The sequence below is a fragment of the Streptomyces sp. NPDC060031 genome (genome assembly GCF_042736805.1).
GTDB lineage: Bacteria > Actinomycetota > Actinomycetes > Streptomycetales > Streptomycetaceae > Streptomyces.
In genome coordinates this window covers 1-1,473 of sequence record NZ_JBHWVM010000210.1, presented here as the reverse complement: position 1 = coordinate 1,473, position 1,473 = coordinate 1, and the positions used below count along the sequence as shown (strand labels likewise).

The 1,473-nt window shown below is 66.2% G+C and carries 1 protein-coding gene and 1 pseudogene; both read left to right on the top strand.

The window, feature by feature from the left end; genetic code table 11:
- Positions 1–2: 2 nt before the first annotated feature.
- Complete coding sequence (locus ACFWB8_RS37075) at positions 3–335, top strand: DUF6507 family protein (RefSeq protein WP_385237735.1); 333 nt, start codon at positions 3–5, stop codon at positions 333–335.
- Positions 332–1,473: pseudogene (locus ACFWB8_RS37070) on the top strand (hypothetical protein); the annotation flags it as partial. The gene ACFWB8_RS37075 and the pseudogene ACFWB8_RS37070, both read left to right, overlap by 4 nt.

Below are 1,473 nucleotides of genomic sequence, written 5' to 3'. Positions count from 1 at the left end.
TGGTGGCGGACATGTCGTCGGCGGCTCAGGCTGCGGGTACCGCGGTGCCCGGGTCGGCGGCCGAGACGCATCTTCAGGGTCCGGTGCCGGTGGGTGCGCCGCCGTTGTCGCAGAAGGCGACGGGGCCGGTGGGGGCTGCGTTGGCGCAGTACCTGGAGAAGAAGAAGCCTGAGTTGAAGACGATGGCGGAGCGGATCGAGGCCTCGATCCTGGGTGCGGCGAAGGCGACCCGGGAGTATTGCGAGGGTGATCTGGAGGCGGCGAAGAACGCCCAGGACGCGGCGAAGAGCATGCGTCTGGATCTGCTGCGTGAGGCTGCTGGGGGCGCGAAGTGAGCAACGACCCGGTCAACCCGGGTGAGGTGCCGGTTTTCACCGGGAACCTCGCCGAGTTGGAGACGAAGGCGAAGGCGCTGGTCGGGGACGGTCCCAAGATCGCCACGGCTGGTTCCGACGTGCACACCACTTTTGGTGGGCTGTCGGCGTTCTATCAGGCTCCCGAGGCGGAGCAGTTGTTCGCGGTGACGAAGCCGGTCCAGGATGTGACCTCGCATTTCACGGCGGATCTGAAGGTGATCTCGGGTGCGCTTTCGACGTATGCGCATGACATCACGCCGTTGGTCGCGAAGCTGGACCGGTTGCGTGAGGACGCGGCGAAGTTCAAGACGAAGATCTCGCATGAGGACAAGTGGCGTGAGGACGGCGATCTGATCGAGGAGAACCTCGATCGCCGTAACGAGATCGCCGAGGTGTGGACGCAGTTCCAGGAAGCCGAGCGGGCGGCGCACGCGAAGATCGTGGCGTTGTGGGGCGGCCCGGCGCTGATCAAGAACGACGGCTCGAACAAAGACAACATGTACGGCTATGACGCGGAGGCGCTGAAGGCGTCGAAGTCGTTGCCGTGGGGTGATGCGGTCGAGGAGTCGGTTCCGTGGTGGCAGGTGTGGGAGCACGCCTACGACTTCGGCAAGGGTGTCATCGTCGATGGCGTGTGGGGCACGATCAAGGGCCTGGGCACGTTGGTGGGGTTCTCCGGCTGGGATGCGGCCGGTCAGGCCTGGACGGGGCTTGCGAAGCTGGCCACGGGTTTGGCGATCACCTCCATTCCGGGTGTCGGTCCGATGTTCCTGGCGACTCCCGACGACAAGCTGCCGTCGTGGCTGCGTGATTCCAAGACGGCGATGAAGGAGACCGGCAAGGCTCTCCTGGCGTGGGACGAGTGGGGGCACAATCCGTCGCGTGCGGCGGGCGCGGTCACCTTCAACGTGCTGACGACCGTCTTCACAGGCGGCGCGGGCGGCGGTGCGTCGGCCGCGGGCAAGGCGGGCATGGCCGCGAAGGCGATCTCCTTCGCGGGCAAGGCCGGCAAGGTCATCGACCCGATGACGTACGTCTTCAAGGGCGCCGGCGCCGGCATCTCCAAGATCGGCGACGTCATGGCCGGCTTCAAGGGCATCGGCAAGATCGACCTGCC